At 49.1% G+C, this 26,589-nt stretch carries 31 protein-coding genes; 20 read left to right on the top strand and 11 right to left on the bottom strand.

What is annotated here, in order from left to right:
- Positions 1–356 precede the first annotated feature (356 nt).
- The 12 genes from urtA to ureG all read left to right on the top strand — a co-directional run bounded on the left by urtA (position 357) and on the right by ureG (position 11,034).
- Positions 357–1,601 carry an urea ABC transporter substrate-binding protein gene (gene urtA, locus HH301_RS05545; RefSeq protein WP_420821178.1) on the top strand — a complete coding sequence of 415 codons (1,245 nt, stop codon included), beginning with the start codon at positions 357–359 and terminating at the stop codon, positions 1,599–1,601.
- A 69-nt stretch (positions 1,602–1,670) separates the two neighbouring features.
- Positions 1,671–3,308 (top strand): urea ABC transporter permease subunit UrtB, encoded by a 1,638-nt coding sequence (urtB, locus tag HH301_RS05550; RefSeq protein WP_169567425.1) that lies wholly within the window; start codon positions 1,671–1,673, stop codon positions 3,306–3,308.
- Between the two features lie 88 nt (positions 3,309–3,396).
- Positions 3,397–4,491, top strand: a complete 1,095-nt coding sequence (gene urtC / locus HH301_RS05555) for an urea ABC transporter permease subunit UrtC (RefSeq protein ID WP_420821179.1) — start codon at positions 3,397–3,399, stop codon at positions 4,489–4,491.
- Positions 4,491–5,264, top strand: coding sequence for an urea ABC transporter ATP-binding protein UrtD (urtD, locus tag HH301_RS05560; protein WP_169567429.1), 774 nt, complete (start codon positions 4,491–4,493; stop codon positions 5,262–5,264). The genes urtC and urtD overlap by 1 nt, the downstream gene beginning before the upstream one ends.
- 2 nt (positions 5,265–5,266) lie before the next feature.
- Positions 5,267–5,962: an urea ABC transporter ATP-binding subunit UrtE gene (gene urtE / locus HH301_RS05565; protein WP_169567430.1), complete on the top strand. Its 696-nt coding sequence runs from the start codon at positions 5,267–5,269 to the stop codon at positions 5,960–5,962.
- A complete protein-coding gene (locus HH301_RS05570; RefSeq protein ID WP_169567432.1) occupies positions 5,934–6,803 on the top strand; it encodes an urease accessory protein UreD in 870 nt (289 codons plus the stop codon). The genes urtE and HH301_RS05570 overlap by 29 nt, the downstream gene beginning before the upstream one ends.
- Before the next feature lie 12 nt (positions 6,804–6,815).
- Positions 6,816–7,118, top strand: a complete 303-nt coding sequence (locus tag HH301_RS05575) for an urease subunit gamma (RefSeq protein ID WP_169567434.1) — start codon at positions 6,816–6,818, stop codon at positions 7,116–7,118.
- 11 nt (positions 7,119–7,129) lie between these two features.
- Positions 7,130–7,444 carry an urease subunit beta gene (locus tag HH301_RS05580; RefSeq protein ID WP_169567435.1) on the top strand — a complete coding sequence of 105 codons (315 nt, stop codon included), beginning with the start codon at positions 7,130–7,132 and terminating at the stop codon, positions 7,442–7,444.
- Position 7,445: 1 nt separating this feature from the next.
- Positions 7,446–9,158, top strand: coding sequence for an urease subunit alpha (gene ureC / locus HH301_RS05585; protein WP_169567437.1), 1,713 nt, complete (start codon positions 7,446–7,448; stop codon positions 9,156–9,158).
- A gap of 3 nt (positions 9,159–9,161) precedes the next feature.
- Positions 9,162–9,734 (top strand): urease accessory protein UreE, encoded by a 573-nt coding sequence (gene ureE / locus HH301_RS05590; protein ID WP_169567439.1) that lies wholly within the window; start codon positions 9,162–9,164, stop codon positions 9,732–9,734.
- Positions 9,731–10,411: an urease accessory protein UreF gene (locus HH301_RS05595; protein ID WP_169567441.1), complete on the top strand. Its 681-nt coding sequence runs from the start codon at positions 9,731–9,733 to the stop codon at positions 10,409–10,411. Before ureE ends, HH301_RS05595 begins: the two co-directional genes overlap by 4 nt.
- Positions 10,408–11,034 (top strand): urease accessory protein UreG, encoded by a 627-nt coding sequence (ureG, locus tag HH301_RS05600; RefSeq protein WP_169567443.1) that lies wholly within the window; start codon positions 10,408–10,410, stop codon positions 11,032–11,034. Before HH301_RS05595 ends, ureG begins: the two co-directional genes overlap by 4 nt.
- On the opposite strand, the gene HH301_RS05605 is transcribed toward ureG, so the two are convergent.
- Positions 11,031–11,378: a hypothetical protein gene (locus HH301_RS05605; protein WP_169567445.1), complete on the bottom strand. Its 348-nt coding sequence runs from the start codon at positions 11,376–11,378 to the stop codon at positions 11,031–11,033. The genes ureG and HH301_RS05605 overlap by 4 nt on opposite strands.
- A 12-nt stretch (positions 11,379–11,390) precedes the next feature.
- Positions 11,391–12,077, bottom strand: coding sequence for a fumarylacetoacetate hydrolase family protein (locus HH301_RS05610; protein ID WP_169567447.1), 687 nt, complete (start codon positions 12,075–12,077; stop codon positions 11,391–11,393).
- 133 nt (positions 12,078–12,210) lie between these two features.
- On the opposite strand from HH301_RS05610, the gene HH301_RS05615 reads away from it, so the two are divergent.
- Positions 12,211–13,083, top strand: a complete 873-nt coding sequence (locus tag HH301_RS05615; RefSeq protein ID WP_169567449.1) for an MBL fold metallo-hydrolase — start codon at positions 12,211–12,213, stop codon at positions 13,081–13,083.
- Between the two features lie 87 nt (positions 13,084–13,170).
- On the top strand, positions 13,171–13,800 hold the full coding sequence (locus tag HH301_RS05620; protein WP_169567451.1) for a glutathione S-transferase family protein: 630 nt from the start codon (positions 13,171–13,173) through the stop codon (positions 13,798–13,800).
- Here HH301_RS05620 and HH301_RS05625 read toward each other — a convergent pair.
- The 4 genes from HH301_RS05625 to HH301_RS05640 all read right to left on the bottom strand — a co-directional run bounded on the left by HH301_RS05625 (position 13,797) and on the right by HH301_RS05640 (position 16,242).
- Entirely contained in the window at positions 13,797–14,291 is a 495-nt protein-coding gene (locus tag HH301_RS05625) for a DinB family protein (protein WP_169567453.1), read from the bottom strand. The genes HH301_RS05620 and HH301_RS05625 overlap by 4 nt on opposite strands.
- Before the next feature lie 83 nt (positions 14,292–14,374).
- Positions 14,375–15,304: a PNPOx family protein gene (locus tag HH301_RS05630; RefSeq protein ID WP_169567455.1), complete on the bottom strand. Its 930-nt coding sequence runs from the start codon at positions 15,302–15,304 to the stop codon at positions 14,375–14,377.
- Positions 15,305–15,328: 24 nt separating this feature from the next.
- Complete coding sequence (locus HH301_RS05635; protein ID WP_169567457.1) at positions 15,329–15,739, bottom strand: VOC family protein; 411 nt, start codon at positions 15,737–15,739, stop codon at positions 15,329–15,331.
- A 38-nt stretch (positions 15,740–15,777) separates the two neighbouring features.
- Positions 15,778–16,242 (bottom strand): nuclear transport factor 2 family protein, encoded by a 465-nt coding sequence (locus HH301_RS05640; RefSeq protein ID WP_169567459.1) that lies wholly within the window; start codon positions 16,240–16,242, stop codon positions 15,778–15,780.
- A 196-nt stretch (positions 16,243–16,438) separates the two neighbouring features.
- On the opposite strand from HH301_RS05640, the gene HH301_RS05645 reads away from it, so the two are divergent.
- Entirely contained in the window at positions 16,439–17,017 is a 579-nt protein-coding gene (locus HH301_RS05645) for a TetR/AcrR family transcriptional regulator (protein WP_169567461.1), read from the top strand.
- A 25-nt stretch (positions 17,018–17,042) separates the two neighbouring features.
- On the opposite strand, the gene HH301_RS05650 is transcribed toward HH301_RS05645, so the two are convergent.
- The 3 genes from HH301_RS05650 to HH301_RS05660 all read right to left on the bottom strand — a co-directional run bounded on the left by HH301_RS05650 (position 17,043) and on the right by HH301_RS05660 (position 20,075).
- Complete coding sequence (locus HH301_RS05650) at positions 17,043–17,516, bottom strand: methyltransferase family protein (RefSeq protein WP_169567463.1); 474 nt, start codon at positions 17,514–17,516, stop codon at positions 17,043–17,045.
- Between the two features lie 80 nt (positions 17,517–17,596).
- A complete protein-coding gene (locus HH301_RS05655) occupies positions 17,597–18,787 on the bottom strand; it encodes a pyridoxal-phosphate-dependent aminotransferase family protein (RefSeq protein ID WP_169567464.1) in 1,191 nt (396 codons plus the stop codon).
- Positions 18,788–18,854: 67 nt separating this feature from the next.
- Positions 18,855–20,075, bottom strand: coding sequence for a multidrug effflux MFS transporter (locus tag HH301_RS05660; protein ID WP_169567465.1), 1,221 nt, complete (start codon positions 20,073–20,075; stop codon positions 18,855–18,857).
- A 182-nt stretch (positions 20,076–20,257) separates the two neighbouring features.
- Here HH301_RS05660 and HH301_RS05665 point away from each other — a divergent pair, with 182 nt between their 5' ends.
- From HH301_RS05665 to HH301_RS05675, 3 genes are all read left to right on the top strand, one after another.
- On the top strand, positions 20,258–20,974 hold the full coding sequence (locus HH301_RS05665) for a hypothetical protein (protein WP_169567466.1): 717 nt from the start codon (positions 20,258–20,260) through the stop codon (positions 20,972–20,974).
- Between the two features lie 86 nt (positions 20,975–21,060).
- Positions 21,061–22,425 (top strand): MFS transporter, encoded by a 1,365-nt coding sequence (locus HH301_RS05670; protein WP_169567467.1) that lies wholly within the window; start codon positions 21,061–21,063, stop codon positions 22,423–22,425.
- 6 nt (positions 22,426–22,431) lie between these two features.
- Positions 22,432–23,187, top strand: coding sequence for an SDR family oxidoreductase (locus HH301_RS05675; protein WP_169567468.1), 756 nt, complete (start codon positions 22,432–22,434; stop codon positions 23,185–23,187).
- Here HH301_RS05675 and HH301_RS05680 read toward each other — a convergent pair whose 3' ends face one another.
- On the bottom strand, positions 23,188–23,799 hold the full coding sequence (locus HH301_RS05680) for a TetR/AcrR family transcriptional regulator (protein ID WP_169567469.1): 612 nt from the start codon (positions 23,797–23,799) through the stop codon (positions 23,188–23,190).
- A 159-nt stretch (positions 23,800–23,958) separates the two neighbouring features.
- Here HH301_RS05680 and HH301_RS05685 point away from each other — a divergent pair, with 159 nt between their 5' ends.
- Both HH301_RS05685 and HH301_RS05690 read left to right on the top strand, forming a co-directional pair.
- Positions 23,959–25,254, top strand: coding sequence for a parallel beta-helix domain-containing protein (locus HH301_RS05685; protein ID WP_206378184.1), 1,296 nt, complete (start codon positions 23,959–23,961; stop codon positions 25,252–25,254).
- Positions 25,251–26,315, top strand: coding sequence for an SO2930 family diheme c-type cytochrome (locus tag HH301_RS05690; RefSeq protein ID WP_169567471.1), 1,065 nt, complete (start codon positions 25,251–25,253; stop codon positions 26,313–26,315). The genes HH301_RS05685 and HH301_RS05690 overlap by 4 nt, the downstream gene beginning before the upstream one ends.
- Before the next feature lie 42 nt (positions 26,316–26,357).
- Here the strand turns inward: HH301_RS05690 and HH301_RS05695 are convergent, their stop codons facing one another.
- Complete coding sequence (locus HH301_RS05695) at positions 26,358–26,588, bottom strand: HP1242/YdcH family protein (RefSeq protein ID WP_169567473.1); 231 nt, start codon at positions 26,586–26,588, stop codon at positions 26,358–26,360.
- Position 26,589: the final 1 nt, after the last annotated feature.

The raw sequence follows: 26,589 nt of genomic DNA on the forward strand, positions 1-26,589 counted from the left end.
GTCTTCATGAGAATACCCGAAATTCTATAGTTGCGGCGCAATATGGTTAATTTTTAGGTGTTTTTGTTATTTTGGGACCGCACAAAATTTGTTCAACGTATTAATTTTTAATTAATTGCCTAAAATTTATGCAATAAAAAAATATTGAGAATGGAAATCCTGAGATAGCAAACCTTGGATTGGATTAAGAGTTGCGAATATTTCTCTATATTTTTCAATGCTTTCTATCAAAAAAGATATATGCCTTCGAAGTTGGCACGCCCTTTGCTTTTGATTGTGCAGTGCAAAAATAATAGCTAACGGAGGTGCACATGTTCAAACTCAAAAAGATGGTGGGTAAATTATCGGCGGCGGCAATGATCGCTGCTGGCGCAATGGGGGTTGCAGCTCCATCTGTAAACGCTGCTGATGTGATTAAGGTCGGGGTTTTGCACTCCCTGTCCGGTACAATGGCGATTTCAGAAACAACTCTTAAGGACTCTGTCCTGATGTTGGTGGACGACCTTAATAAAAAAGGTGGTTTGCTGGGTAAAAAAGTTGAGGCAGTTGTTGTTGATCCAGCTTCTAACTGGCCACTTTTTGCTGAAAAAGCGCGTGAGTTGATTGAAGTTGAAAAAGTTGACGTCGTATTTGGTTGCTGGACATCCGTATCACGGAAATCAGTTCTTCCAGTGTTTGAAGAGTTGAACAGCATGCTGTTCTATCCTGTTCAGTATGAAGGTGAAGAAAGCTCTCGGAACGTATTCTACACAGGTGCGGCTCCAAACCAGCAGGCTATTCCAGCTGTTGAATATTTGATGAGTGAAGATGGTGGTAGCGTTGAGCGTTGGGTGCTTGCCGGTACTGACTATGTGTATCCACGGACGACAAACAAAATCCTCGAAGCCTTCCTGAAGTCTAAAGGCGTAGCGGAAGAAGACATCATGATCAATTACACTCCATTCGGTCACTCCGATTGGCAGACAATTGTATCTGATATTAAAAAGTTTGGTTCAGCTGGCAAGAAAACAGCAGTTGTGTCCACAATTAACGGTGACGCCAACGTTCCGTTCTATAAGGAACTGGCAAACCAGGGCATCAAAGCTGACGATATTCCAGTTGTAGCTTTCTCTGTCGGTGAAGAAGAACTTGCTGGCCTTGATACCAAGCCACTGGTTGGTCATCTGGCCGCATGGAACTACTTCATGAGTGTTGAGTCACCTGAAAATGCTGAATTTATTTCCAAGTGGAAAGCGTTTATTGGTGATGACAAACGCGTCACAAACGACCCAATGGAAGCCACATATATTGGCTTCAACATGTGGGTACAGGCTGTGAAGCAGGCTGGTACAACAGATGTAGATGCTGTTCGTCAGGCTATGTACGGCCAGAAGGTTAAAAACCTAACTGGCGGTGTTGCTGTCATGAACACTAACCACCACCTGTCCAAGCCAGTTCTTATTGGTGAAATTCAGGAAGATGGCATGATCGAAACTGTCTGGAGCACAGACGGTGTCGTTAAAGGCGATGCATGGAGTAACTACATTCCAGAAAGTGCAAAATTGGTCGCAGACTGGACATACCCATATGTCTGCGGTGGTTGTGAAAAACCAATGAACTAAGAGTAGCGTGTAAGTTGGAGGCGGGGTTTCTCTCGCCTCCTGCTTTTTAGTCTAATCTGGACAATCCCCATGAAATTACTGAAAATAACAATAATAAATTGTTTGCTGGTGATCTCTGTTTGCCTCACCTCCCTTGCTCAAGCAGCAACGGTAGAGGAACTGGTCCAAGGACTAGGTAAGGGAAACTTCACCAAAAAAGCAAAAATCGTTGAGGAAATCGCCAGTACTGGCAATGACCGTGCTGTCTTTATCTTGAATGCCCTAATGGAGGGCGATCTCTACTACCAGAAATCTGACAAGGCCGTTTTTTTGCTGGAAGAGCAGGGGGGTAACTTGAAGGCGCTAGAACCTGTTTCAGGTGCCGTAGTGGCTGACGCCAACAAGTCTGATTTCAAAAAAATTCGCATTAACAACAAAGTTCGTGGAGCCATTAAAGCGGGTCTTGGCCGTCTCAATCTGGCCCATCCAGACCCGGCGCGCCGGATTACGGCTGCTAACGAAGTGTTTCGAAATGCTGATCCGGAAATGCTACCGATATTGCTGTCGTTAATCGAGGAAGAGGCTGACGACAGTGTCCGTGTAGCTTTTCAATCTGCAGCCGCAGCAATTCAACTGACCAAGGCGGAAGAACTGGATGATCGCATTCAGGCCGTCGACATATTGGTTGAAACGGGCGGATCGGATGTTAAGGCACTTTTCTCTCGGACCCTCTTGCAAATGGAAGACGTCACTACTCCTGATGCAAAGGCATTGAAAGACGCAATCGAGGATGGTCTGGCGTCTGTTGAACGCCAATTGGAAACTTTCGGGATGGTTGAAAACCTGTTCCAGGGTTTGTCTCTTGGCTCTGTACTGCTGTTAGCGGCAATCGGGCTTGCAATTACCTTTGGCGTGATGGGCGTGATCAATATGGCCCACGGCGAAATGGTCATGCTCGGTGCTTATACAACCTACGTTATTCAGGAAACTTGCCGGCTCTATATTCCGGGGTTTTTGGACTACTCTCTAATTGTCGCCATTCCAATGGCATTCGTTGTTTCGGGGATATTTGGGATTGCCCTCGAGCGAAGTGTTATTCGGTTTTTATACGGACGCCCTTTGGAAACTTTGCTGGCGACCTGGGGGGTCAGTCTGATCTTGCAGCAGTTTGTGAGGACAATATTTGGGCCGACAAACAAAGAGGTAAGCACACCAAGTTGGTTGAGCGGAGCCTGGGAAATCACTAGCGGTCTCACCCTGACTTACAATCGTATGGCAATCATTATCTTCTCTCTGATTGTTCTGTTCTTCCTCATGCTTGTCCTGAAGAGGACGCTCTTCGGTTTGCAAATGCGTGCCGTAACTCAGAACCGAATGATGGCAAACTCCATGGGCATTCGCAGTGCGAAAGTTGATGCCATGACCTTCGGGTTGGGATCTGGCGTTGCTGGGATGGCAGGCGTGGCGCTCAGTCAGATTGACAACGTTAGCCCCAATCTTGGACAGGCATATATCATCGATAGTTTCATGGTTGTTGTTTTTGGTGGCGTCGGCAACTTATGGGGAACCCTCGTGGGTGCTGGAAGTCTTGGTATCGTGAACAAGTTCCTGGAGCCTTACTCCGGAGCGGTTCTCGCCAAGATCTTTGTCCTTGTAGCCATTATTTTATTTATCCAGAAAAGACCAAGAGGCCTGTTTGCTCTCAAAGGTCGTTCTGTGGAGGGTTAAGCCAATGACAACTCTTCAAAATTCATCAACAGAAAAAGGTCCGTTTGTGTCTCTATTGGCGGGCCTTCCTGGCGGTGGCAAAGTGTTTATGGGGATACTCTTTGTCGCCGCTACCTACGTAGTCATCGGGAATTTATTCATTCCTGCTGACAGCTTCTTCCATGTCCCGACTTATATGGTCAGTCTCCTCGGGAAATATTTGTGTTACGCGTTGCTTGCCTTGAGTGTAGATCTTATCTGGGGGTATTGCGGAATTCTCAGTTTGGGACATGGAGCCTTCTTTGCCCTGGGTGGTTATGCCATGGGAATGTATCTGATGCGCCAGATTGGCGATCGGGGTGTCTATGGTAACCCGGAACTTCCTGATTTTATGGTCTTTTTGAACTGGCAAGAGCTACCCTGGTACTGGTATGGCTTTGACAGTTTTATTATTGCGGCCATTATGATCATGCTGGTGCCCGGACTTCTGGCATTTGTGTTCGGCTGGTTTGCGTTCCGGTCTCGTGTGACAGGCGTCTATTTCTCAATCATTACTCAGGCGATGACCTACGCATTGCTGCTTGCTTTTTTCCGTAACGATATGGGTTTCGGTGGAAACAATGGCCTCACAGACTTCAAGGACCTGCTCGGATTTGATTTAAGATCCAATGGGACGCGAATTGCTCTGTTCATTGGCTCGGCTGTGGCATTGATCATCGGGTATTTTGTCTGTGTCTTTGTGACCCAATCCAAGTTTGGGCGGGTTTTGATCGCCATTCGGGATGCGGAAAGTCGGACACGATTTACAGGCTATCGGGTGGAGTATTATAAGCTCACTGTTTTTGTTATCTCTGCTGTGTTGGCGGGTATCGCGGGGGCATTTTATGTGCCTCAAGTTGGTATTATTAACCCATCTGAGTTTTCGCCAGCGAATTCCATTGAAGTTGTGATCTGGGTTGCGATCGGAGGCCGTGGAACTTTGTGGGGAGCAATCCTGGGCGCTGTTCTCGTGAACTGGGGGAAAAGTTACTTCACCGGGGCATTCCCAGACGCCTGGCTCTACTTGCTCGGTGGGTTGTTTGTATTTTCCACCTTGGTATTGCCAAAAGGTATTGTCGGAACGGTCCCTGAATTTGTCGCAAAGTTCAGGAACAAAATTTCGTCTAAACCGGCAGCTTCTACTTTGAAAGAAGGAGAAGTCTGATGGAACCGCAACTCACGCAAAAAAAATCAGGCTCAGAAACCTCTATTCTGTATCTAGATGGGGTGAGCGTCAGCTTCGATGGATTTAAAGCGCTTAATAACCTGAGCTTTACGGTTCGCCCAGGGGAAATGCAGGCAATTATTGGTCCTAATGGTGCCGGTAAAACGACCATGATGGATGTGATTACTGGCAAAACGAGACCAGATGAAGGGGAAGTTTTCTTCCGCGATACTGTAGACCTCACACGAATGGACGAAGCCCGAATTGCTAATCTGGGAATTGGCCGAAAGTTTCAAAAGCCAACAGTTTTCGAAAGCCATACGGTTTTTGACAATCTGGAGCTTTCCCTGAAATGCGATAAGTCACCTTTTAAGTCTCTCTTTTCATCCTTATCGAGTGAAGATCTTGCCCGCATTGAGGAAGTGCTGGAGACGATCCGGTTAACGGAGAAAAAAGACTGGTTGGCTGGAAACTTATCTCATGGGCAAAAGCAATGGTTAGAGATCGGGATGCTGCTGATGCAGGATCCAGAACTATTGTTGGTGGACGAACCTGTTGCCGGAATGACGGATGCCGAAACGGTTCAGACGGCTGATCTTCTTCGGGTGATTGCCCGCAATCATTCCGTTGTGGTGGTTGAGCATGACATGGAGTTCGTTCGCTCCCTTGAATGCCGGGTAACCGTCCTTCATGAAGGCAGTGTGCTGGCTGAAGGGTCTTTGGACAAAGTGTCTACAAATCCAGAAGTTATTGAAGTCTATTTGGGGCGCTGATCATGTTGAAAGTTGAAAATATTGATCTTTTCTATGGCGCCAGCCAGGCGCTTCGCAAAGTTTCTCTTGAAGTGAACATGGGAGAGGTGACGTCTTTGATGGGACGGAACGGTGTTGGCAAAACCAGCACACTGAGGGGAGTTGTGGGTCAACACCCGATTTCATCAGGGACGATCACCTGGGAGGGAGAAGATATCTCGTCCCTTGGGGCATCGGACAGGGCGCGGCGTGGGATCGCCGTGATACCCCAGGGGCGAGATATCTTTCCTTTGCTGACGGTGGAGGAGAACCTGAAGACCGGGTTCGCCTGCCTTCCCCGTTCAGAACGTAAAATCGATGAAGAGATTTTTGACCTGTTTCCTGTGTTAAAAGACATGTTAGGCCGCCGAGGGGGTGACCTGTCGGGGGGGCAGCAACAGCAATTGGCCATTGGTCGGGCGCTGGTGACGAAACCCCGACTTCTTGTTTTGGATGAACCAACCGAGGGTATCCAGCCATCAATCATCAAGGATATTGCCCGCGTTATTTCCATGCTTCGGGACAAAGGAGGTATGGCAATTTTGCTTGTAGAGCAGTATTTTGAATTTGCCCGTGATCTGGCCGACCGATTTGCGGTGATGGATCGGGGGGAAATTGTCCTTGAGGGCTTGAAGAAGGATATGCAGGAAAGTGTCGTTCGTAAGTATCTTACCGTCTGAGGAACTGGACACATCAAAGCTTGTCCGTTCTGTTGGCCGCGTGGAAATGTCCTTCCGAAAGGATGGAGAGGACAATGCGATCGATCATCTTTTTCAATCTGGCTGTGGTCGCGTTCGATTTCCAAGTATTGATAATCCGCATATGCCGGAGGCTGTTCTCATCAATACCGCCGGTGGGCTAACTGGCGGTGATCACATGACCTATGAGGTTGCGCTGGAGGCCGGGGCGGCGCTCACTGTAACGGGGCAGGCGGCTGAAAAAATATACAAGTCCGTTGGGCCGGATGTGGTTATTGACGGACGTTTGGATTTGGCCGCTGATAGTTACCTCGAGTGGCTTCCGCAGGAAACAATTCTGTTCAATCGGGCGCGCCTGCAGCGGATGAATGAAGTGAACTTGACGTCAAGCTCTCGTTTACTCGCGTTGGAGACAACTGTCTTTGGACGCGAGGCTTACGGCGAGACGGTTGTTGAAGCGGCTCTGAGCGATGGCTGGAAAATTCGCCTTGATGGAGACTTGATTTGGTTCGACCGGTTTCGATTTGACGGATTGATGCAGGAAGTTTTGAGCCGCCCGGCCTTGTTGGCTGGTGCGCGGGCGATGACAACGATCATTGCTTATGTTGATGGTGTTGAGGAGGTGCGAGATCCATTGCGGGATAAATTAGCCGGCATGGAAAGCCTGTTCGGCTTAACCGTTTTGGATAAAGGGCCGCTGGTTATTCGGGGGCTGGACAAAGACCCCTATCGCTTGAGAAAATCTATAGTTGGGATTGTCTCAGCCTTACGGGAAAAAATGACGGGACTGACCATGGCGATGCCTGCCGTATGGGAAGTATGAGAGGGATAAAGGATGCAGTTTTCACCGAGAGAAAAAGATAAGTTGCTGGTTTCCCTGGCGGCGATGGTTGCCCGCGGACGGCTGGAGCGTGGGGTCAAGCTGAACTATCCGGAAACGATTGCGCTGATCACAGACTATGTGGTTGAAGGGGCCCGTGATGGGAAATCGGTTGCCGATCTGATGAGTGAAGGGGGCAAGGTTGTCTCCAAATCTCAGGTCATGGATGGCGTTGCCGACATGCTGCACGAGGTTCAGGTGGAAGCAACATTCCCGGACGGAACCAAACTTGTCACTGTTCATAATCCGGTTCGCTAAAGGGGGTCAAGATGAAGCCAGGTGAAATCATTCCCGCTGAAGGGGACATTGAACTGAACGCAGGGGCCGAGAAGAAAACCCTTGAAGTTGCCAACACAGGCGATCGCCCGGTACAGGTGGGCAGTCATTATCATTTTGCTGAGGTCAATGCCGGGCTAGAGTTTGATCGCGATCAGGCCAAGGGTTTCCGACTGGACATTGCGGCAGGAACGGCCATTCGATTTGAGCCCGGTCAAAAGCGGGAAGTCAATTTAACGGCAATTGGTGGCAAGCGGACAATCTACGGGTTTAGAGGGGACGTCATGGGCCCACTGGGGGAGAACTAAGATGGCGACTACAATTTCAAGACGCGGCTATGCCAACATGTTCGGCCCCACTGTCGGAGACAAAGTCCGACTTGCAGACACAGATCTGATCATTGAGGTGGAAAAGGATTTCACAACCTACGGCGAAGAAGTCAAATTTGGCGGCGGTAAAGTTATTCGCGATGGGATGGGACAATCCCAGGTTACCCGTGCTGGCGGCGCAGTTGATACGGTCATCACGAATGCCACCATTATTGATCATTGGGGAATTGTGAAAGCGGACGTCGGGATCAAGGATGGCAAGATTGCGGCCGTAGGTAAGGCCGGGAACCCTGACATTCAGTCGGACGTCACGATCATTATTGGTCCTTCGACAGAGATTATTGCGGGTGAGGGGAAAATTCTCACAGCGGGTGGCATTGACGCGCATATTCACTTTATTTGTCCGCAGCAGATCGAAGAAGCATTGGCAAGTGGTGTCACAACCATGATGGGCGGTGGAACGGGACCGGCAACAGGAACCAACGCAACGACCTGTACGCCAGGGGCCTTTCATATTGGTCGCATGCTGCAGGCAGCGGAAGCTTTCCCGATGAACCTTGGCTTCTTTGGCAAAGGAAACGCCAGTCTACCTGATGGCCTAATTGAGCAGGTGCAGGCTGGCGCTTGTGGCTTGAAATTGCATGAAGATTGGGGAACCACACCTGCCGCTATTGATAATTGCCTGTCCGTCGCGGATGAGATGGATGTGCAGGTGCTGATCCACACAGATACGCTTAATGAAAGCGGTTTCGTGGAGGATACAATCGCGTCGTTCAAGGGCCGGACCATTCATGCCTTCCATACTGAAGGCGCAGGCGGCGGTCATGCACCGGATATTATTCGCCTCGCTGGCGAAGGAAACGTTATTCCCTCTTCAACCAATCCAACACGGCCTTTCACCGTAAATACAATTGACGAGCATCTGGATATGTTGATGGTTTGCCATCATTTGGATCCCAATATTCCAGAAGATGTAGCCTTTGCCGAAAGCCGGATCCGTCGGGAGACAATAGCTGCGGAAGATATTCTGCATGATATGGGGGCTTTCTCGATCATCTCGTCTGACAGTCAGGCCATGGGCCGGGTGGGCGAGGTCTTGATCCGGACTTGGCAGACAGCCGACAAGATGAAAAAACAGCGGGGAAGATTGGCGCAAGAGACTGGAGATAATGACAATTTCCGGGTTCGGCGCTATATCGCCAAATACACAATTAATCCAGCCATTGCGCAAGGGATCGATAGCTATGTTGGTTCGATTGAGGTTGGAAAACTTGCGGATTTAACCCTCTGGTCACCTGCATTCTTTGGTGTCAAACCCGACCTGGTGATTAAAAGCGGAACGATTGCAATGGCCCCGATGGGGGATCCAAATGCATCCATTCCAACACCACAACCTGTTCATTATCGTCCTATGTTTGGTTCATATGGTAAAAGCCTGATTGCAAGTTCTGTAAGCTTTGTCAGCCAGTATGCTGTTGAGGCTGGGCTTGGAGAGAGCCTTGGGCTGGAGCGTGAGTTGCTCCCAGTAAAGAATACTCGGGGTGGAATTGGTAAAGCGGCCATGTTGCTAAATGATGCAACACCGGAGCTGGAGGTCGATCCAGAAACTTACATTGTGAAAGCGGATGGGGAGGTTCTGACTTGCGAGCCCGCCACCAGCCTTCCCATGTCGCAGCTTTATTTTATGTACTAAGGCATGAAGACAGCACTTAAAGTTATTAAAGCGCCTGAGAAATTTAATGGGCGTCTGATCGGAACTGTTACGCTTGATTTCGACAGTCGGCGTCGCCGTCGGATCCGTCTTGAAACAGATCAGGGAGAGCCCTTTCTATTGAACCTCGCAGACGTTGCCACTCTTCGGGATGGCGATATTTTGGAGCTCTCAGCAGATGAGGGCATCGAGGTTAAGGCCGCGCCTGAGCCAGTTGTCGATGTGACTTGTAAAAATACGGCGGAGCTTGTCCGTGTTGCCTGGCATCTGGGGAACAGACATCTTCCAACCCAGTTGATGGGTGACAAAATCCGAATTCGTCAGGATCATGTGATTGAGGAAATGCTGGTGATCCTGGGGGCGGAACCTAAAAGGGTTGAAGCTCCTTTTAATCCTGAAGGAGGTGCTTACGGTCACGGGGAAACGGAAGGGCATGATCATGGAGATGGTCACAGCCATTCTCACTCCCACTCCCACAGTCACTCTCACTCTCATAGTCATTCCCATGGGCACGCCCATTCTCACGGGGCAGCTGATAAAACGGATTTGGCGTCATGAAACTGGCCGGACTTTATGAATTGATGTCCTGGATGTCCCCTTCCTATCCAGTTGGGGCTTATACCTATAGCCATGGAATTGAGTATGCAGTCGAGGCTGGGTTTGTCCGGGATAAAGACAGCTTGGTGGAGTGGGTTTCCGACATCGTGACCTATGGGTCAGGTCATTCAGATGCGATTTTGTTTGCGGAAACTTACCGCGCCATTGCTGGAGCTGATCTCGAAAAATTGCGGGAGGTTGCAGAGCTTGCCTACGCCAATCGACCCACCAAGGAATTGGAGCTGGAAACCACAGCGCAAGGCCGTGCATTTTTGACAATTACGGATAGTGCTTTTCCGGCGTTCGCGCTCCAGCAACTCCGTGAAGTCTGGAATGGTCCTGTTGCTTATCCCGTCGCGGTTGGAGCGGCGGCCGCGGGGAAGGACATTCCACTAGAGCCAGCTTTGATGGCCTATCTGCACGGTTTTGTCTCTAACCTAGTTTCGGCTGCGGTTCGAATTGTGCCGCTTGGACAAACGGACGGGCAAAAGGCAATCGCGTCTCTTTCTGACAAGTGTGCCGAAGAGGTTCAGGCAGCTCTTTTTGCGACTTTAGAAGACTTGGGAACGGCCACCCTCATGGTGGATTGGTGTTCCGCAAATCATGAAACACAGTATACGAGGTTATTTAGATCATGACAGCAGCAGCTCACGGTCCTTTGCGCGTTGGTATCGGGGGACCGGTTGGCTCCGGTAAAACGGCGCTTACAGACGCCTTATGTAAACATCTTCGCGACCATTATAATGTCGCTGTGATTACCAACGATATCTACACCCGTGAAGATGCGGAATTCCTGACCCGTTCGGGGGCTTTATCTCCTGATCGCATTTTGGGCGTTGAAACAGGGGGATGCCCCCATACGGCTATTCGCGAAGATGCCTCTATCAATTTGGCGGCGGTTGCCGATCTCAATGAGACATTTGAGGGCCTGGAGCTGATCCTGATTGAAAGTGGTGGGGATAACCTGGCCGCCACCTTTTCCCCTGAACTTGCAGATATCACCATCTACGTGATTGATGTTTCCGCAGGCGATAAAATTCCGCGCAAAGGAGGGCCCGGCATTACGCGGTCCGACTTGTTGGTGATCAATAAGATTGATCTGGCGCCATTAGTTGGCGCAGACCTGGGTGTAATGGACCGGGATTCCAAAAAAATGCGGGGTGAGCGGCCGTTTGTCTTCACAAATATCAAGGCAGGCGACGGGGTTGCCGGAGTCGCAGATTTTATTATCAAGACCGGCGGGCTTGAGCCACGTCTCTAGCGCTTGGGAAGGCCTTTACTCTTACATTCGGAAGTCGCGTAATCCGCTTGGATGAAGCAGGCTTCGTTCATTCGAATGACCAGATTGCCTGTACAGGTTGAAAAGCTTGTCCAGGCTTCATATTCCTTGACCTCACCGTGATCACTTCCATTCACGTAGTTTGTGACATATTCAGTGCGGGTTATTTTATCCAGATCGATGCTGTGCTTTTCAAGGTAATCGTCGACAACCGGTTTGCAGTCCTCTGCTTTGTAGGGTGTCAAAGTCGAATAGATATCTCCTGCTTGGGCTGTCGCACTAAGCATTAATAAACTGCCAAGACAGGCTGGAATTAGGCGTTTCATCAGAAAGCTCCTTCACACGATCATCAGTGTTATGGGGGACAGGCCCTCTATCTTACCTTCAACAGTGTCACCAGGATTAAGTGCCCCAACCCCTGCCGGCGTTCCAGTGTAAATCAGATCTCCGGCCTTTATGGTATAGAAATGGGAAAGATGCGCGACAATTTCAAAGGGATTCCAGATCATATCTGAAATTTTTGCGTCCTGCTTCACTTCACCATTAACAGAAAGCGAGATACGGCTTTGCTCGATATCTGAAGTCTGTTCTTTTGGGGTTATCGCAGCGCATGGAGCCGAATAGTCGAAGCCTTTAGCCGTATCCCAGGGTCGGCCGGCTTTCTTTGCTGCAGCTTGTAAATCACGCCGGGTTAGATCAATTCCGGCGGCATAACCGAAAATCACATCTTCGGCCTCTTCTGCCTTAAGATCTTTTCCGTCTTTTCCAATGGCAATCACCAGTTCCATCTCGAAATGAAAGTTTTCTGTCGCCTGTGGATACGCGAGCTGACTACCTGATGGAACAATTGTATCCGCTGGTTTGGAGAAGAAAAAAGGTGGTTCCCGATCCGGGTTTCCGCCCATCTCCAAGGCATGCTCGGCATAATTACGGCCAACGCAATAGATCCGATGAACCGGGAAGAGCGCATCATTTCCCTCTACAGGAACAACAGGAGTGGGGGTGGGGTCGAAACAATACAGCATTGGGGGAAGTCTCACGTCAAATAGAATTGTTGCCAGTATAGAGCAAACTATCGTTGAATAAAAAGTCTCTCTCTTGTCGCTCGCTTCACTTCAGTTTAACCTGATAAAAAACAAAAAGAATAGGGGAGACGAAATGAACACCTGGCAAATTGGTGACGTCAAGGTCACGCGGATTGTCGAGCTGGAAATGGTCGGGGGTACCCGTTTTATTTTGCCAGATGCAGCTCCGGATGCAGTCTTGCCCATCCGTTGGCTGTATCCAAACTTCATGAATGAAAAGGGTCGTTTGATCATGAGTGTTCATGCCCTGGTGATTGATACGGGGGATCGGCGGATCATTGTTGATACCTGCATTGGCAACGATAAAGAGCGGGAAATCCCGGGGTGGAACAACCTGCAGACCAGTTTTTTAAAAGATCTGGAAGCGGCCGGCTATCCTCCTGACACGATCGATACAGTTCTGTGTACACATTTGCATGTGGATCATGTGGGCTGGAATACCATGCTGGTGGAAGGAGAATGGGTGCCGACTTTTCCCAATGCCCGCTATCTGATTGCAGATCAGGAATGGGAGCATTGGAATGGTGGGGACGGTGATAAATATGGGGAGGCTTTTGACGATTCCGTTAAGCCGGTTTTTGATGCCGGGCTTGTTGACCTGGTGCGTGTAGACGCCGAAATCTGTGATCAGGTCAAATTGGTGCCAACGCCGGGCCATACGCCAGGGCACGTCAGTATCCGGATCTCATCAAAAGGGCAAGAGGCATATATTACGGGCGATGCCATGCATCACCCTTGTCAGATGGCACGACTTGACTGGGCGAGTAGTGCAGATGCAGACAAGGACGCCGCTATTCGAACGCGGACAGGTATTTTGGAAGGCCTTGCAGATACAGAAACGTTGATGTTTGGAACCCACTTTGCATCTCCCTCAGCGGGGTATGTAAAGCGCGAGGCGGATGGGAGTTTTTGGTTGGATATAGACGCAGTAGACACAGATGTGTGATCGTCCAGCAAACAGGTGTATTTTAAGTGACAATGTGGTAGGAACGCGTGGGGCGTTCTTTAGTAATCATCAGATTATGAGGGACCAATGAAATTATATGATATGGCCGGACCGCCAAGCCCACGTCGGGTTCGTATTTTCCTCGCGGAAAAAGGGCTGGAGTTGGACCGGGAAGAGATTAATATTCGGGAAAAAGCGCAGTTTAATCCTGAATTCTCCTCCATCAACCCAAGGCTGACAATTCCCGCCTTACAACTGGATAGCGGCGTCGTTCTGACTGAAAGTGAAGCGATCCAGCGTTATTTGGAAGAATTATATCCAGATCCTCCTCTCTTTGGAGATACGCCGGAAGAGCGGGCGATTGTGACCAACCGGCTTCGGATGATTGAGGTCGATGGGTATATGGCCGTTGCTGAGGCGGTCAGAAATTCAATTCCGAATTTTGAAAACAGGGCGCTAACCGGACCTCGCAACTTCGCTCAGATTGAAGAACTTGGAAAACGGGGTATAGAGCGGATCGGTTACTTCTTTGAAGATCTGGACGCTATTTTGGCAAACAGTCAGTATGTGGCCGGTGACAAATATACCGTCGCAGATGTCAATGCTCTGGTGGCGGTTGATTTTGCTGGAATGATGAAGCAAGCCATTCCCGAAAACTGTCCTAACCTGAAGCGCTGGCACGATGAAGTTTCAGCCCGTCCGAGCGCCAAGGCCTAGCCTAAGCTTCTGATGAAATAGATCATGTCCAACGGGGGCGGTGACTTGCCAAGCTGACTGAGCATATGGTGGCACTGCCCCCGATGGTGCGTCTGATGATTGAAGACATGGCTGAGAATATCTGAAATTCCGTCATGACAAGGTATTCCTGACGTGGTTTGGTAATCCAGAAACCCTGTGAGTTCTTCTTCTTTCAGGGATTGAACATACCTACTTAATCTTTCATCAATTTCAGCCCGGTGCATCTCAAGGTCTGAAAGTTCTGTATGCAGGATCTGGTTTAGTGCTTCAGGTTTTGGACCCTGCCCATCCAGCCTTTCCAGCCAGAAAAGATCAGCAACCAATATATGGTTGAGTGTGTTAATCACGGTGCCGAAAAACGCCCCAAGCTCCCTGTTTTGTTCTTCAATACTCAACTCCTTTACGGCTGCATATAGGGTTTGATTAGCCCAGCGGTTATACTGGCTAAACCTTGTAAAATGCGCTTTCATATCCTCTCCCTCACGTCAGATGAAGAAGAGTTTATCTCGCGTTATTGGTGTTGGGTAGCCATTTGCTCACAGAATAACAATTTTCAGTCCGGTGACCTCAGCGGAAGGGCGAAGGGACGTTCATAGAGCTCCGTTATTGTAAAAGTGATCACGGCTTGGGCTCCTTGAAAGTCATTGAGATACGGACTGTTCCAGTCTGTCTGCGCGTTGCCTGTCAACTGCAGCAAACTCCCCGTTTTGAAATCGATAAATAACAATCCGGCTTTTGGATAGTGCAATAGGTTTCCAAGTGTATTGAACAGGTTGTTGCCTGGGTAATCTGGCAGCAGAAGTGTCTTGTCATCTAGAACGTGAACGAAGCCTGGGTTTCCTCCTTTGTGAGAAACATCCATTCCATATCTTGGGTCCTCGTCATTTTTCAGAAAGCCGCTTGCCATGAACAGAGTATCCGCGTGGGAGATCCAATTGATTTGGCTAGGGTTTAACTGGGTTCCCGGTGTTGGTTGTATTGCTTCGTGATCTGGCGAGGGAACCAGTTGACGGGTTTGAATATGTTGCGGGCAATTGCCATAGGCTTGCCGAATTTCAAAAGACAAACGGGTTTTGTCGATCTTCCGGACTATGCCGTTGGCCCGGTTACGGCGACGAGAATGAAGCTCAATACCAAGGATGCCCATTTGACTTCCTTCGGCAATGGCGCCTTCCAAAGGATCGTTTTTAAAAATATCACCTCTCAATTCCAGCAAATCCCTCTCTGGGGAGGTCACGAACCCATCGCCACCGCTTAAGATGGTTGCCCAGGGTTGCCCTTGTCGATCGAGCGCACTAGCGATTAGGAAAGGTTGTTGTTCATAGAAATTCCGATGCTGGTCAGGCAGGTAGTTGAAAATTGCACGCGTAGCCCATTTTCGGACATTGTAAGCACCTTGCTGTGCTTGCAGGGAGAGCTCCCCTTCATGCAGGGGCGCGTTTTCAGGCGTATCTTCAAAGTTTGGGGACTTGGGATCAGACATGATTGGGGTCTCTCTGGTATCAGTTCAGGCTGCAGGTGCGATAAGTTCAAGACGGATCCCGCCCGGGATATAGATCATCATATGTTGTGTTGGACCTTTACCCAGGTTTTGTGGTGCGAATTCAATCTCTACGTCGGCTGTGTTCAGCAGCGTCGCGTACAGGCGCTCCAGGGCTTGAGATGAGGGAACTTTCAGGGCCAGGTGATGCAGGCCAATGATGTTTTTTCGATCAAATGGAATTGCATCTTTTGGATCTACGGCCTGCCATAGCGTAATCATGGTAATGCCATCGGAAACAAACGCTGCTGGATAGCTTGGGACTTCACCAACCTGCTTGAAGCCGAGGATTTGAAGAAAGAAATTTTTGCTTTGATTAAGGTCCGGAACTGTCAGTCCAATATGATGTGCGCCTTGCGTAAGAGCTGAGTTTTGCATTTTGTGTTCCTGTTTAGAGGGTTGTGAAGGGGTTGGGGTTAAAGGCCGAGATCGCTCAGGCCGGGGTGATCATCTGGGCGACGCCCAATTGGCCAACGGAATTTTCGGTCAGTCTCATTGATAGGTTTGTCATTAATGCAAGCAAAGCGGCGCTGCATAAAACCACCTTCGTCAAACTCCCAATTTTCATTTCCGAAAGATCGGTACCATTGCCCACTGTCATCTCTCCACTCATAAGCAAATCGGACAGAGATGCGGTTTTCGCTCCATGCCCAAAGTTCTTTAATTAGGCGATAATCCAACTCCCGATCCCATTTCCGGGTCAGGAATTTTTCAATTTTCTCCCGTCCTGAAAAAATTTCGGCCCGATTGCGCCATTCACTATTTTCGGAATAGGCGAGAGCAACCTTGGCAGGGGTTCTGCTGTTCCAGCCATCTTCCGCTGCTCGGACCTTCTGTTTGGCTGTTTCCTCGGTAAAGGGAGGAAGGGGAGGGCGGGTCATTTTGATTTCCTTCTCTAAAGTTTACAGATCTGTTCACTTTAAATAAAATGTACAGATCTGTTCATTTATCAATAAGAATTTTCCCAAACAGGTTGGTTTTGTGATAGAAGTCACGTATTTCGATATTTCAGTTTGGCTTTGACTTAAGTTCTGTAAATTTGGTTTAGAGAACAGATCTGTTACTTAAGGAAAAAGAATGCGCCCATCCCGTCGTAATGAACTGGTGGAACAAGCTTTGAAAATTTTTAACCGGAATGGGTATCAGGCATCCGGTATGGATTTGCTGGCGCTGGAAACCGGAATTTCCAAGACGTCCATGTACAAATACTTTCGAACGAAAGAGGATTTGATCCTGGCTGTGTTGGAGCTTAGGGATCAAAAGCTTCGGGACTGGATGTTTGTCCGGATTGCTGAACTGGCAGATACTCCTGCCGGTCAGTTGCTTGCTCTGTTTGATGTATTGCGTGAATGGTTTGCACAGCCCGATTTCTGCGGCTGTATGTTTATGCGGGCAGCTGGTGAATATGGGGCAGCCACTCATCCGATCCATCTAAAAGCAGCAGAGCATAAGGAAACGATAGTTCGCTATTTGGCAGATTTGGCGATCAAGGCAAATGCCGATAGGCCGGAGCAATTGGCTCGCCAGCTCATGTTGGTGAAGGAGGGGGCTACAGTCTCTGCGCAACTCGGTTATGCGAAGGATCCGGCAGGGGACGCAAGGGTGGTGGCCAAGGCGCTGATTGAAAAAGCGACCGGCCAAGCTATCCCGGCTTAAGTGACTTGCCGCTGGAACGCTGAAGTTAGATCCAGCGTCTCACCCGAGACTTATAATCCTTGTAATCCTTGCCAAACTTATCCTCCAAATACGCCTCTTCCTTGGCTATCACATGGAAGCGAATGATCCAGATAGGAATGGGTAATAACAAAATTGCCAGCCAACTGTTGGCCATGATCGCACCCCCGATATAAGATACGATCATCCCAACATATATGGGATTGCGGGAGTATTTATAGAAACCTGTCGTGATGATTTCTGTGGTCGGTTTCCAAGGCTCGACATTGGTGCCGTGTTGATGATGACGGTAGGCTTCCAGCAGAATGACGGCGAAGCCTGCAATGAAAACAAGCAGGCCAAGAATAACTTCATTCCATGGAGGAAGTCTTCCGTAAACCCAGTCAGACTGAATGAGAATTCCTGCCCCCAGAAAGCTCCCAAAGCAGAGCGGCGGTGGAATTTTTACACCTGCATGATCCTTGGATGATTTTCCTGTCATGAAAATATCCTCCCACTTCAAGACGCCTTTATCATATGTCAGGCATCCTCATTTCAGAAGAGAGTTTCACGTGGTGGAAATCACGAAATGGGCACATTCTCTGACAAGTATTTGATGGCGGCGCTGGTTCCACCCTCCCCATGAGGAATTTCGAGAGCTTGTAGTCCCATTTCAATTGCACTGAGCGTTCCAAGCAGCATTGGGGCGTTAGCGTAACCCATATGGGCAATGCGCATCGCCAAACCTTCGAGGGCGCCAATGCCGATACCAACGACCACACCGCATTTCTCGTTACAATATTTCAAAAGGGGCTCAGGCGTGTAGCCTTTGTTGAAGAGGATCGTTGTCACACCGGTTGATCTTTCTGCCGGGTCGGGAACATTAAATTCCAGAACGCCACCCTCGGCCCATTTAGAAACCGCTGCCCAGCAGGCACCTGCCAGCAATTGGTGACGCAAAGTGGAATTCTCAAGCGTTTCTGCATTCAGGATTTCAAAAGATTGCTCAAGCGCAAACAGAAGATGCTCAGGCGGGGTTCCTGCATATTTCAGGTAATGGGCATCACCCATTCTGGCAGTCCAGTCCCAGTAAGCGGTTCGAAGTCCTGCGGTTTGGTGGACGTCCATGGCACGCGGGCCAGCGGCGTTGAAGCTGAGACCGGGGGGTGACATGAGCCCTTTTTGAGCTGCTGAAACAGCCAGATCCACTCCCCATTCATCCATCTTAAATTCCATGGTGCCAAGGGATGCGATCGTATCCACCATAAAGAGTGCAGGGTGCCCAACCTCTTTGATAGCCTTTCCTACGGCCTTAACATCATTACAAATCCCAGATGCAGTATCGACCTGAACCATCAGGATGCCCTTGATCGTATGGTCAGTATCTTTGGCAAGACGTTCTTTGACTTTGTCTGGATCAACCGATTTCCGCCAGGATCCAGCCAGAATTTCAATATCCAGACCCAAGGACCGACCAAATTCGCCCCAGCCGTTCGCAAACAAACCACTTTCCAGAACCAGGAGCTTGTCTCCTTTGCTGCAAGCATTACTGAGGGCAGCCTCCCAGGCGCCATGACCGTTGGCGATATAGATAAACGTGCGTCCTTCAGTCTTGAATGTGTTTTTCAGGTTCTGGAGTAAGCTTTCAGTTCGTCCTGGAAAATCTGCCCGATGAATATCAATGGCAGGGTGATGCATGGCATTCAGCACCTGCTCAGGGATATTGGTTGGCCCGGGAATACTCAAGAACTCGCGACCGGTTCGAACAGACATGGCAGGGTATCCTTTTAAATCAAATTCTGAGAAAGCTATTGTAACTGAAATAACATCGCAAGAGCCATTAGGCCTCTGTAATAGGTACCTTTGAATTCGTGATGTACATGATGGTTAGTGATGTGAGGCTGAAAATACTAAACCCAATCACCAGCGGCAAGATTGTTCCATTATAGGACTGCGCCACAATGGTTCCGAAAATTACGGACATAAAGGTTGAAAGGGAGGTGATTACAGCAGATGCCACGCCCGCGATATGACCAAGCGGCTCCATAGCGAGGGCATTCATGTTCCCGAACAAAATTCCCACACAGAAGAAAACCAGCATCAGAAATGGAAGCAGTATGAATAGTGGCGGATGCCCACCGACTGAAAAAGCATAAATCAGGAAGCAGATGGAGATGACGACGAAGGACCACAAGGCTTTTGCTACCAGACTTTTCATCCCGAGTTTCATGACCAATGTTGAGTTGGCAAAGCTGGCACCCCCAAAAGAAAGAGCAAGAGATGCAAAATAAAGCGGAAAGAGTTCGCCAACGCCATACTGATCCTGAAAGATCTGCTGAGACATGCTGAGGAAACTCAGAAATGCCGCAAAGATAAACCCGGTTGCAAGTGTGTAGCCTAGAGAAACAGGTGTCTTGACCACTTCCATGACAGCAATGCCAAGGCGGGAAAACGAAAAGGCGATGCGCCTTGGTCGTTCGAGTGTCTCAACCTGCCGAAACCCAAACCAAAAAATTGCGATCGTCCCAAGAATGAACATGGCGCCAAAAATCATCCGCCAAGAGGATAGCAACATTACAGACTGGCCAAGGGCAGGTGCCAGCACAGGCACCAGGATGAACACGGTCATGACCAAAGAGGTAAAGCGGGCCATTTCCCGTCCTGAATATTGATCCCGGATTAAAGCAATGGAGACTACCCGTGGGCTTGCAGCCCCAAGGCCTTGCAGGAAGCGGCCGACCAGCATGACCGCAAAGGACTCACTGAAAAAGGAGAGAAGACAACCCGTTAGAAAAATTGTAATGCCCGCATAAATCGGCGGCTTTCGACCCACGCTGTCTGATATTGGGCCATACAGCATCATGCCTACCGCCATCCCGACAAAGGTGGCGCCAATAATAAATTGACGCCCATTTGGACTGTTGGATTGCAGCTCGTTCTCGATATGCGCCAATGCAGGCAGCATGATGTCTATCGACAGGGCGATAAGAGAGGAGAGCAGTGCCAGAAGAATGACCTGTTCAACGGGACCGACTGACGATGAGCGGGATGCATCTTCCAATTTTAGCTCCAGATTAGGAATGAATTATCTGCTGGGAATGCCGAAGGGGCAGTGAAATCAACCGCAGACAATCTATCATCCACTTTTTTGCTGTCCAGTTACAAAAATCACAACCCATTTGTTAAGTTTGTGTTAATATCTCTCCCAGACTTGGTTTGATCTAGTGTAGCTAATTGATTTGTATGTATTCGTTTGACAGTCCCAGCCCTCGCTATCGGCAGCTACTTGACTACTATCGTGTGATGCACTCAGACGGTGTATGGCGGCGAAAGGATGGGGACGTTGTTAAATTTACGCCGCTGGAGACATTCAGTGGGCGAGGCGTTTTCAAACACGCAAAAACAATCCGAAAATTATCACGAGCGACTGAGGCTGAAACTCTTCTGGATTTTGGAAGTGGTAAAGGGCGCCAATATACGGATGAGGTTTTCCAGAATGGGCAATTGGTGGCGGATAATCTTTGTGATTATTGGCAATTGAAGCAGGTCACCTGTTATGACCCTGCCCTAAATGATCAGGACCAGGCCTTATCCAAAACTTATGACGGCGTTATTGCAACCAATGTACTGGATCTCATCCCCGAAGAAGACCTCTACTGGGTGACTGAAAGTCTGTTTCAGGCAGCAGATAAGTTTGTTTTTTGTAATGTACTGGATTATTCGTCCCAGACTTATTTGCCAAGTGGTGAAAATGCCCGGGTTACCCGCCGTTCCAGTATTTGGTGGCGCGGTATGTTTGCAGCCGCCAATGCTAAAAAACCACATGTGAAATACTGTATTGCCTATGGCAGTCAGGGGCGTGATCGGGACGGAAAAGTTATTCGCAAAACGGGTTATCTCCATAATTGTCAGGACCTTCGCCTCTCCTCTGAGGCTCAACTTTCACCGGCCCAAGACTGATCTTTTAAGACATTTCCTGATCAACATGCTTTGAGTGTTTCTAAAACTCAGGTACAGTTTCCTCAAAATAATAAAAGGAAACGCTCATGTCTGTTGGGGAGAGATCGCTCAATCCGTTCAACCAGTTTCTTGCGCGCTCGCCGATCTTCTATGGTTGGATTGTGGTGGCAATCGTCTTTATTACCATGGGAATTGGGGTCAACGTCCGAACCGCTTTTTCCCTCCTGTATCCAGCAATCCTTAATGAATTTGGTTGGGATAGGGCAACGACGGCAGCTGCGTTCACCGTGGGTTTCATATTCGCAGGATTGATTTCCCCGGTTCTGGGTCGGTTGATGGACAGCGTCGACAGTCGCTATCTGATTTCCGGATCTGCTCTTTGTGTCAGTTTGGGAATGGTTCTGGCGACTTACGCGAGCCAACCCTGGCATATCTATGCGACGCTTGGCTTGTTGGTTGTCGGGGCGGGGATCATGATGACTTACGTCGGTCATTCCATGTTCTTGCCAACCTGGTTTGAAAAGCGACGGGGTCTTGCCGTTGGGATTGCTTTTTCAGGGGTTGGGATTGGTTCCATTATCCTGATGCCCGTTATTCAAAGCATGATCAATGAGGAGGGGTGGCGTTATGCCTGTTGGTTTATGGCAATCCTTTTGATGGTAATTGTCCTCCCTCTTAATCTGGTTTTTCAGCGGCGAAACCCGGCAACCCTTGGGCTTAAGCCTGATGGCGTAACGGTTGTGACAGAAACCAATGATCCAGCTGCCGCCGCTGCGCCCGATATCGATCCGATTGTTGATCATCAATGGGCGGCGACTGACTGGTCTTTGCCTCGGGCCTTGAAAACAAAAGAGTTCTGGTGGATGAGCCTTGCTGCCAGCAGTGCCCTTTATGTTTGGTATGCGGTACAGGTTCACCAAACCAAGTACCTGATAGAGATCGGGATATCTGAACTGGACGCTTCCTTTGCCCTTGGCTTTGTTGGATTTGCGGGCGTAATTGGCCAAATTTACCTTGGGCACTTATCGGATCGTATCGGTCGTGAATGGGTTTGGAGCATTTCCGTTGGCGGTTTCACCCTGTGTTACATCTGTCTTCTGGTGTTAGAATTCTCACCCAGCCACTTCATGATGTATCTCATGGTGATCGCACAAGGAGGCCTGGGTTATGCGATGGCTGCCGTTTTTGGGGCGATGCCAGCCGATTTGTTTCAGGGACGGCGATACGGGGCCATTTTTGGCGTGTTCAGCATGATCTCACTGCTCGGGGGAGGTGTTGGCCCATGGATTACAGGATATCTTTATGACGTAACAGGGAACTATCGGGCGGGGTTTGCATTGGCTATAGTGGTTTGCCTGACGTCTTGTTTGGCTGTTTGGATGACGGCTCCTCGCAAGCGTCGACTGGTTGCGGGCCAAGCCGAAAAACGGGCAAAGCGTAAGAGTGCTTAAAAGGAGATGGAAGTGAGTAAAGTTTCAGTTGTTACCGGCGCTGGATCCGGTATTGGCCGTGCCGTCGCTTTGGAATTGCTGGCGGCTGGATACACAGTCTATCTGGCAGGTCGAACCCTGTCACGATTGGATGAAACTGTTCGTCTGGCAGGCGACACGTCAGGCCGTGCAATTGCAGTTGGTGTTGATGTTGCCGATCCGGTCAGCGTTACTGAGCTTTTTCAAAAGGTGCGTGAAAAGTCGGGGCGGCTGGATCTTCTGTTTAACAATGCCGGTATTGGCGCCTCACCAGTTCCGTGTGACGAACTTTCCATCGACTCCTGGGTAAATGTGGTCAACACCAACCTGAACGGATCTTATTTCTGTGCGCGGGAAGCTTTCTCGATCATGCGTCACCAGGATCCTCAGGGCGGACGGATTATCAATAATGGCTCGATTTCGGCTCATGTACCACGCCCATATAGCGCTCCCTATACGTCTACAAAGCACGCCATTACAGGGCTGACGAAGTCCCTGTCGTTGGATGGGCGGGCCTTTAACATCGCTTGCGGCCAGATCGATATTGGAAATGCGGCCACAGATATGACTGAGGTGATGCAAAAAGGCGTTCCCCAAGCCAATCTAGAGGTCAAGCCCGAGCCCGTTATGGACGTGAGCAATGTCGCATCTGCCGTTCTTTATATGGATAGTTTACCTCTTGATGCCAACGTACAGTTCATGACTGTGATGGCAACGGCAATGCCTTATATCGGCAGAGGTTGATCAGTCGCCAAGAATTGTTGCCAGATAGGCAATTGTCATCTTTGGCATCTCTTCCAAAAGCCTATCAGCTTCCTCTTTTGTGGGAAGTTCATGGGCCGCGCGGGACAAGGATGATGTCAGGGTGACGATCACACGAACAATGTTGCGGGCTTCTGCAGGTGAGAAGCCCCGTTCGGTGAGCAGGCCATAATTTGCAAAAAACTCGACCATTTTGTTGGTGGAGCGGGAATTCATTTGATCCCATTCTTTGGTCCAGGAAAGAGCCCGACTGAGGCGCTGGTAAAGAATATCTTCGCTATTTATTCGGATAAACGCTTGTTGAACAGCTTTCACAATATGGCGCCAGTGTGCATGAGAGCTGATTTCCGCATATAGCTCCTGCAATTTTTGGTCCTGTTCATTTACAAGTTGTTCAGCAACCGCCAGTAAAACATCATTTTTATCTTCAAAATACTGATATACAGATCCCACAGGAACGCCAGCAGCCTTGGCGATAGAGCTTGTCGTAATATTGGAGATTTCGGCTGTTGTCGCTAGCTCTCGAGTTGCGGAAATTATTTTTTGCACCCGTTGTCTGGAGCGGGCTTGGGTGGGCTGTTTGCGGTTGTTCATATTTAATCTATACAGCTTAATACTTTTTTTAAAAGTGAATACTTTTCACATTTTGTCTTGACGATAACTCATAAATCGAAAAGACTAATATGTCCATTATTATTTGGGAATACAGCTAATAAATAGGGAAGAAAACCTATGCAATCTATCAGGGGGAAGATGCCCGCTACCTTTTTGAGGGTGCAGCGGGGTATGCTGGGAATTATAGCTACAGCTTTAATCATTTTGTCGGGACCGGTTCTGGCAGACGATGTCATTCGGGTATCGCCGAGCGAAAATGCACAGGAAGAAATTCAGGAGGCGCTCATTCTGGCAGAGCCAGGTCAGACAATTGAGCTGGCAGCCGGTTTCTATAAGTTAACCGATGGATTATCCCTCGATGTTGCAAATGTGACAGTGAAGGGCGCGGGGATGGATAAAACCATTCTCTCTTTCAAGGGACAGAAAGGCGGATCAGAAGGGCTGCTGGTTACCTCAGACCAGGTGGTGCTGAGAGATTTTGCTGTTGAGGATTCAAAAGGTGACGCCGTCAAAGCAAAAGGTGTGGACGGGATCGCCATGATCAATATCCGCACTGAATGGACGGGTGGACCCAAATCTACAAACGGTGCGTATGGGCTTTATCCAGTTCAGTCCAAAAATGTTTTTATTTATGGATGTGTAGCAATTGGAGCCTCCGACGCTGGGATATATGTCGGACAAAGCGAAGATATAATTGTCACCAAAAGTCGCGGCGAATTTAATGTGGCTGGGCTTGAGATCGAAAATAGTTACCGCGCTGATGTGTTTGATAATGTCATGACCCGTAACACAGGGGGACTGCTGGTTTTTGATTTACCAAATCTGCCCAAACAGGGTGGCCACAATGTTCGGTTTTTCAGAAATAAGTCCTTTGACAATGATACGGATAATTTTGCGCCAGAAGGAAATATCGTCGGTATCGTGCCGCGCGGAACTGGCATGATTGTCATGGCTAATGAGAATGTGGAGGTTTTTGAGAACGAGTTTTATGGCAACGATACTGTGAATATAGTTGTTGCCAGTTATGTGGACGAGTTTGAGGATGAAAACTATCAACCGACTCCTAAAAAAATTCATATCCATCATAACAAATTCGGAAAATCAGGAATGGATCCAGACCCCGGTCAATTCGGAACCATTTTGCGGGAAACGGTCGGTACTCCGGTACCAGATGTCGTGTGGGACGGAGTTCTCCCTCTCATGGATTATCTATTCTTTGGGCAGGCCGAAGAAGACAGTCTTGCACTTCATGACAACACGCATCTGGATGGGGTGAAGCCTTATGGGAATGCCAATATGATCATGCATGTGGTGGCCCCAATTTTCCATTCTCCGGATTTTGATATGGCGCCATATGCCAAATCCTATCCGTCTTTGCCCGCGGTTGACGTCACCATTCGCGGACGACCTGCCATGGAACTGGTTGCTCAATGAAGGGTATCCGCTTTTGGTTGCTGTTGTTCGCAGTAAGTGTGTTGGGGGGTGCGTCTCAGTCGGTTTGGGCTATTGATCAGAACAAGTTACTGGCGACCAAGCCGGCTCGCACACTCTCGGAATATGGCTTATTCCAAGATGCCGGAGCCAGAAATCAGGCTGAAGGCCTGGTTCTATATGAATTGAATAATCCCCTTTTCACGGATTACGCCCTGAAAATCCGCTATCTTTATATCCCGAAGGAAAGTGGTCCTGCTACTTATCAGGAGGATGGCGTGTTGGAATTTCCAGTGGGGACCGTCCTTGTCAAAACCTTTGCCTATCCCGCCAGCTTTGAACAGCCGGACGCAGATATTCGCTACATTGAAACGCGTCTGTTGATCCACAAGAGAGATGGGTGGAAAGCCTATCCTTATGTGTGGAATGAAGAGCAGACCGAAGCCCGTCTTAAGGTTGCTGGAAAGCGGCTTGAGATTCCAGTGGTCTGGGCAGATGGAAAATCCGACATTATTAATTATGCGGTTCCCAACATGAACCAATGCAAGGGTTGTCATGTAAACGCGGACAAGGCTTTTACACCAATTGGGCCAAAGGTGCGTAACCTTAACCGACAGGCAAAGGGGAAATCCGAAAATCAATTGGAACTCCTCAGGCAGGCCGGTTATTTGAAAGGCGGGCCTGAAAATCTGGAGGAAAGCCCTCGGGTTCCCGAACCCTTTAATCCTGATGACGGGAATTTGCAGGCACGGGCGCGGGCATATCTTGATGGGAACTGTGCGCATTGTCATTCGCCGGGCCATCCTGCAGATACCAGTGGTCTTTATTTAAACTATGAGGAAAATCGTGAAGTTCATTGGGGCGTCAATAAGCCCCCCGTTGCAGCTGGCCGAGGAGCAGGCGGATTGCTGGTGGATATCCATCCTGGTGCGCCTGAAAAATCAATTTTGCTGTTTCGGATGGATAGCACGGATCCTGGGATCATGATGCCGGAGCTTGGAAGGTCTACAATTGATCAAGAAGGCGTGGAGTTAATCCGAAAATTTATTGCGGAAATGAATTAGGCCCGGAAATCCGGGCCTAAATGTATCTGAGTTTTTCGGGGATCAGAAATATGTCTTGATCTCATCCAATAGCGCCAGACGCTGCCGGCGAAGCTGCTTCTCGAACCCCTCATCAACGGGTTCGACATTAGTCTCATGCCGATGAATTTCCCGGTTCAGTTTGTGGTAATCCTCAGTCAATTTCGCAAAATGCTGGTCTGTCTTGTTGAGTTCCTGGATTTTTTCTTTTGCTTCTGGAAACTCTTCGGCCAGTTCGTGCGGTACGTGTGTCATG

The organism is Sneathiella limimaris, assembly GCF_012932565.1.
Lineage (GTDB): Bacteria > Pseudomonadota > Alphaproteobacteria > Sneathiellales > Sneathiellaceae > Sneathiella > Sneathiella limimaris.

Excerpts from the sequence above, each read along its gene's own strand:
- urtA (WP_420821178.1), top strand. The coding sequence starts at position 357 with ATGATCGCTGCTGGCGCAATGGGGGTTGCAGCTCCATCTGTAAACGCT.
- urtB (WP_169567425.1), top strand. The coding sequence starts at position 1,671 with ATGAAATTACTGAAAATAACAATAATAAATTGTTTGCTGGTGATCTCT.
- urtC (WP_420821179.1), top strand. The coding sequence starts at position 3,397 with ATGGGGATACTCTTTGTCGCCGCTACCTACGTAGTCATCGGGAATTTA.
- urtD (WP_169567429.1), top strand. The coding sequence starts at position 4,491 with ATGGAACCGCAACTCACGCAAAAAAAATCAGGCTCAGAAACCTCTATT.
- urtE (WP_169567430.1), top strand. The coding sequence starts at position 5,267 with ATGTTGAAAGTTGAAAATATTGATCTTTTCTATGGCGCCAGCCAGGCG.
- HH301_RS05575 (WP_169567434.1), top strand. The coding sequence starts at position 6,816 with ATGCAGTTTTCACCGAGAGAAAAAGATAAGTTGCTGGTTTCCCTGGCG.
- HH301_RS05580 (WP_169567435.1), top strand. The coding sequence starts at position 7,130 with ATGAAGCCAGGTGAAATCATTCCCGCTGAAGGGGACATTGAACTGAAC.
- ureC (WP_169567437.1), top strand. The coding sequence starts at position 7,446 with ATGGCGACTACAATTTCAAGACGCGGCTATGCCAACATGTTCGGCCCC.
- ureE (WP_169567439.1), top strand. The coding sequence starts at position 9,162 with ATGAAGACAGCACTTAAAGTTATTAAAGCGCCTGAGAAATTTAATGGG.
- HH301_RS05595 (WP_169567441.1), top strand. The coding sequence starts at position 9,731 with ATGAAACTGGCCGGACTTTATGAATTGATGTCCTGGATGTCCCCTTCC.
- ureG (WP_169567443.1), top strand. The coding sequence starts at position 10,408 with ATGACAGCAGCAGCTCACGGTCCTTTGCGCGTTGGTATCGGGGGACCG.
- HH301_RS05605 (WP_169567445.1), bottom strand. The coding sequence starts at position 11,378 with ATGAAACGCCTAATTCCAGCCTGTCTTGGCAGTTTATTAATGCTTAGT.
- HH301_RS05610 (WP_169567447.1), bottom strand. The coding sequence starts at position 12,077 with ATGCTGTATTGTTTCGACCCCACCCCCACTCCTGTTGTTCCTGTAGAG.
- HH301_RS05615 (WP_169567449.1), top strand. The coding sequence starts at position 12,211 with ATGAACACCTGGCAAATTGGTGACGTCAAGGTCACGCGGATTGTCGAG.
- HH301_RS05620 (WP_169567451.1), top strand. The coding sequence starts at position 13,171 with ATGAAATTATATGATATGGCCGGACCGCCAAGCCCACGTCGGGTTCGT.
- HH301_RS05625 (WP_169567453.1), bottom strand. The coding sequence starts at position 14,291 with ATGAAAGCGCATTTTACAAGGTTTAGCCAGTATAACCGCTGGGCTAAT.
- HH301_RS05630 (WP_169567455.1), bottom strand. The coding sequence starts at position 15,304 with ATGTCTGATCCCAAGTCCCCAAACTTTGAAGATACGCCTGAAAACGCG.
- HH301_RS05635 (WP_169567457.1), bottom strand. The coding sequence starts at position 15,739 with ATGCAAAACTCAGCTCTTACGCAAGGCGCACATCATATTGGACTGACA.
- HH301_RS05640 (WP_169567459.1), bottom strand. The coding sequence starts at position 16,242 with ATGACCCGCCCTCCCCTTCCTCCCTTTACCGAGGAAACAGCCAAACAG.
- HH301_RS05645 (WP_169567461.1), top strand. The coding sequence starts at position 16,439 with ATGCGCCCATCCCGTCGTAATGAACTGGTGGAACAAGCTTTGAAAATT.
- HH301_RS05650 (WP_169567463.1), bottom strand. The coding sequence starts at position 17,516 with ATGACAGGAAAATCATCCAAGGATCATGCAGGTGTAAAAATTCCACCG.
- HH301_RS05655 (WP_169567464.1), bottom strand. The coding sequence starts at position 18,787 with ATGTCTGTTCGAACCGGTCGCGAGTTCTTGAGTATTCCCGGGCCAACC.
- HH301_RS05665 (WP_169567466.1), top strand. The coding sequence starts at position 20,258 with ATGTATTCGTTTGACAGTCCCAGCCCTCGCTATCGGCAGCTACTTGAC.
- HH301_RS05670 (WP_169567467.1), top strand. The coding sequence starts at position 21,061 with ATGTCTGTTGGGGAGAGATCGCTCAATCCGTTCAACCAGTTTCTTGCG.
- HH301_RS05675 (WP_169567468.1), top strand. The coding sequence starts at position 22,432 with ATGGAAGTGAGTAAAGTTTCAGTTGTTACCGGCGCTGGATCCGGTATT.
- HH301_RS05680 (WP_169567469.1), bottom strand. The coding sequence starts at position 23,799 with ATGAACAACCGCAAACAGCCCACCCAAGCCCGCTCCAGACAACGGGTG.
- HH301_RS05685 (WP_206378184.1), top strand. The coding sequence starts at position 23,959 with ATGCCCGCTACCTTTTTGAGGGTGCAGCGGGGTATGCTGGGAATTATA.
- HH301_RS05690 (WP_169567471.1), top strand. The coding sequence starts at position 25,251 with ATGAAGGGTATCCGCTTTTGGTTGCTGTTGTTCGCAGTAAGTGTGTTG.
- HH301_RS05695 (WP_169567473.1), bottom strand. The coding sequence starts at position 26,588 with ATGACACACGTACCGCACGAACTGGCCGAAGAGTTTCCAGAAGCAAAA.